This window comes from Vulcanococcus sp. (assembly GCF_044369115.1).
In the GTDB taxonomy this organism is placed as follows: Bacteria; Cyanobacteriota; Cyanobacteriia; order PCC-6307; family Cyanobiaceae; genus Vulcanococcus.
Window position 1 is genome coordinate 1 of the sequence record NZ_JBIPMN010000279.1, and the last position, 4022, is coordinate 4022.

The window sequence follows — 4022 nt, forward strand, 5'->3', positions numbered from 1 at the left end:
GCATTGGTGCCGCCGAAGCCAAAGGAGCTCACCCCCACCACCGCCGGTTGGTTGGGCTGCGGAAAGGGCTCGAGCCGCGTCTGCACCTGCAGCTTGAGGCCATCGAAATCAATGGCGGGATTCGGGGTTTGGCAATGCAGGCTGGGGGGCAACTGGCGGTGGTGCACCGCCAGGGCCGCCTTGATCAAGCCGGTAATGCCGGCGGCGGTTTCGGAGTGGCCCACGTTGGTTTTCACCGAACCCACCCGGCAGGGCCGGCTCTCCTCACGGCCCTCCCCCAGCACCGTGCCCAGGGCCCGCAGCTCCAGCGGATCCCCCTGGCGGGTGCCGGTGCCATGGGCCTCCACGTACTGCGTAGCGGCCGGATCCATGCCGGCGGCGCGGAACGCCTCGCGCACGCAAGCCATCTGGGCCTTGGCGTTGGGGGCCACCATGCCGTTGCTGCGGCCGTCGGAATTCACCGCCGTGCCATGGATCACGGCGTAGATCGCGTCGCCATCGGCCTGGGCCGCCGCCAGGGGTTTGAGCACCACCACCCCGGCACCCTCGGAGCGCACATACCCATCGGCGCTGGCATCGAAACTCTTGCAACGGCCATCCGGCGACAGCAAACCGGCCTTGCAGAAGGTCATCTGAATGCCGGGGTGAATCAGCGCCTGCACGCCCCCCGCCAACGCCAGCTGCGATTCACCGCGCCAGAGGCTCTCGCAAGCCAGGTGCACCGCCACCAACGAGGAGGAACAGGCGGTGTCGACCGTGAAGCTGGGGCCTTTGAAATCAAAGAAATAAGAGATGCGATTGGCGGCGATGCAGCCGGTGTTGCCCGGCAGCACAAACGGCTCGTTGTCGGGTGTGCCATAGCGCTCCGGCGAGGCCCAGAGCAACGCGCTGTAATCGGCGCTGGAGATGCCCATGAACACCCCCACCGGCCGACCGCGTAGGGGCTCCACCGGCAGACCGCCATCCTCCAGGGCCCGCCAAGCCACCTCCAGCAGCAGCCGCTGCTGGGGATCCATGCACACCGCCTCCCGCGGCGAAATGCCGAAGAAGGCGGCATCAAATTGATCGATGCCGTCCACAAAACCGCCCCGCCGCACGTGCTGGGTGAGCGGATGCTCAGAATCCGGATGGAAATGGCGCTCCAGGCTCCAGCGATCAGCCGGCACCTCGGTGATGGCCTCACGGCCTTCGCGCAAGAGGCTCCAGAAGGCCTCGGGCGATTCGATGCCCCCCGGCAGACGACAACCCATGCCCACGATGGCGATGGGCTCACGCCTCGGGGTCAAAGAGGCTGGCGAGGATGGCATCTGGATCACTCGTGAGCCGATGGTCCCTATAGCGCTGGCGCCATTCGGCATAGCGCTCAGGGGCCTTCAGCCATCCTCCCACCACCTGATGCAGCTCCCGCGGGGATCGAATCGAGGTGGCCAACTGGCGCCGCTGGAAATAACGCACGGCCAACGATTCCTGCGGCATCGTGCTGCCCATGCGGTTGAAAATCAGCGGGCAGCCCATGAACAAGGCCTCGGTGGCCGTGCGGGCCCCTGGGCGGGCCACATGGGCCCAGGCACTGCGGTAGAGCTCCGCCATCTGCTCCGGCCCCTGAAACCCCAACACCTCAAGGCTCAGCTGCGGATGCTGATCGGCCCACCGCTGCAGCTCGCGGCGCACGTCGTCCCGCCGGCCGCAGAGGGCCACCAGCTCCAAGCGATCGGCGTAGGGGAGCATCTGCTCCAGCAGCGGGATGTGATTGTTGGCGCCGTTGGCCCCGCTGGCCAGCACCAGCCGCGGCCGCCCCGGCGGCTGAGCCGATGCCCGGGCCCCACCGTGAAACGCGGGGTACAGGAGCGGCCCCAGGCAGCGCACCCGCTCCGCCGGGTAGCGCGCCATGCTCCAGCGGCGCCGGCACACCTCGGCCGACGCCTGGGGCGTTTGCGTCCAATGCTGATCAGCCGCTGAACAAACCCAGTTGCGGCTGAACCCGAATCCCCCATCGAGCTCGGTGTTGCAGGTGATGCAACGCAGCTGAGGGCCCAGAACCCGCTTCGCCAAATCGAAATGACCGCGGTTGATGTGCGGGTGGGTGGAGATCACCACATCCGGCCGAAACCGCCGCAACAGCGCAATCACATAACGGCGACCGAACAGAGGGCGCCCAGGTTTGACCAGATCTTCAAACTCCACCAACCGCCAGTAGAGCTGATGCAGCCAGGGCTGCCGGCGCTGGATCCAGTTGTAGAGCTCCACACCACCGCGGGTCACGGGGCTGGCGTTCTCGAGCACGTGCTCCACCAGCACCTCGGTGGCTGGCCGCCGCAGCCGAAGCCAATCCCGCAGGGCATAGGCGGCGGCGTCATGGGCGGTGCCACCGCTGGAGGTGAAGATCAGCACGCGCATGGCATCAGGCCCGGACCCAGCCCCGCCACTGGCTGAGCATCGCCAGCAGCAGCACCCAACCCATGGCCCCCAGGCCCACCGCCAGCGGCCGGCCGGGACCCTGGCCCAGGCTGGCGATCAACCACTGGGGCCAGTGGGGCCAGGCCAGGGCGGGCCGCAACACCCCATCCACCAGGGCGGCGCTGCCCGCAAAGGCCACCAACCGTGCGCCCCACTCCAGCCGGTAGCGCTGGGCCAGCAAGGCCGGCAACTCCGTCGGGGGAGCGAGTTGCTGCCACCGGCTCTGCAGAGCCGCCAGCGCCACGGGCAGGGCCAGGCTGAACACCATCAGGCCGCCGTACCAGAAGGCCAACCAGTGCTGGAACACCACCAGGCCGGCCCCCATCAGGATCAGGCTCTGCAGGATCAAGCTCAGCGCTAAGCCACCGGCAGGCCGCCGCCAGCCCCAGCGGCTCCACAGCTGCAGCCCGACCAGGTAGCCGGCCGCCCCCACCAGCAGGGCCCAGCCCAACCGATCCCGCCCGGGGCCCGCGATCACCCAGGCGGGGAACAGCACCTCGGTGGAGGCGTACACCAGCGCCATGGCCGCCCCCAGCAGCGCCACGGGCCGCATGGTCTTGCCCCGCAACACCTGACGCAGTCGCCAGGGGCTGCCGCTGGGCAGGGCCACGGGCACCGCCCGGGTGAGCTGGGGCGTCCAGGCCCCCAACACGCAGGCCATGGCGATCAGAAACGAGCAACCATCCACCAGCAGCACCCCATGCAGCCCCATCGTCGCCACCAACCAACTGCCCGCAAACGGTGCCGCACTCAGCACCAGGCCATCGGCGCTGGCAAGCAAACCATTGGCCCGGGCCAACGCCGCCGGCTCCGGCACCAACACGGGAATCAGGCTGGCGACGCTCAACACCAGCGCCGCCTCCGCCATGGCGGCGAGCGCCAACAGCGGCAACAGCACCAGCAGCTGGGTCTGCCCCCAGAGCAGCAGCAGGGCCGCCAAGGTCAGGGTGCAGAGGGCGCCGACGGCGTTGGCCACCACCAGTACCCGCCGCCGCGGCCACTGCCCCAACCGCCGTCCCAACAGGGGCAACACCACCAGCTTGGACAGCTGCACCACAAAGGCCACAGCCGCAAAGTCGATCAGCTGCCCCTGGCGCGCAAACGACCACAACCCCAGGCCATAGAGGCTGCATTGGGTGCCGAGGTTGGAGACCAGCTGACCCAGCCACAGCCAACGGAAGGCGCGGTCACTGCTGCCGGGTCCTGGTGCTTCAGCGGGCCGCGAGTGGTGCCGCGGCGTGCGCTCCAAAGGTGGTACCACTGAGGCCAGGATTTGGTACCACCCTTGGAGTGTTGCCAGCAGCAACCGGTGGGGCAGCCAGGGCAGGCCAGACCGCCTCAGGGCAACAAATCCGCCAACGGTTGATCCAGGCCACAGCGCTGACACCAACTGGCCACCGTGTTCACCAGCAGCAGCGTCACGGTCATGGGGCCCACACCACCGGGCACCGGCGTGATGGCCTGGGCGATCGGCTCCACCTCCTCAAAGCGCACATCCCCGCAGAGCCGGGCCTTGGCCTCCGGGCCGGCGGCCGGGTCGGGCTCCAGGCGATGGATGCCCACAT

General features: G+C 68.7%; 3 protein-coding genes and 1 pseudogene. All 4 read right to left on the reverse strand.

What is annotated here, in order from left to right:
* On the reverse strand, positions 1-1307 hold a 1307-nt coding region (locus ACIQ2E_RS14900), incomplete at its 3' end, for a type I polyketide synthase (protein ID WP_398332250.1).
* Complete coding sequence (locus ACIQ2E_RS14905) at positions 1270-2397, reverse strand: hypothetical protein (protein ID WP_398332251.1); 1128 nt, start codon at positions 2395-2397, stop codon at positions 1270-1272. The genes ACIQ2E_RS14905 and ACIQ2E_RS14900, both read right to left, overlap by 38 nt.
* A 4-nt stretch (positions 2398-2401) precedes the next feature.
* Positions 2402-3706 (reverse strand): MFS transporter, encoded by a 1305-nt coding sequence (locus ACIQ2E_RS14910; RefSeq protein ID WP_398332253.1) that lies wholly within the window; start codon positions 3704-3706, stop codon positions 2402-2404.
* Positions 3707-3795: 89 nt separating this feature from the next.
* Positions 3796-4022, reverse strand: a pseudogene (locus ACIQ2E_RS14915) (bifunctional 5,10-methylene-tetrahydrofolate dehydrogenase/5,10-methylene-tetrahydrofolate cyclohydrolase); the annotation flags it as partial.

Bases quoted from the DNA above. Each gene is read 5' to 3' on its own strand.
- ACIQ2E_RS14905 (WP_398332251.1), bottom strand. From the start codon at position 2,397: ATGCGCGTGCTGATCTTCACCTCCAGCGGTGGCACCGCCCATGACGCC.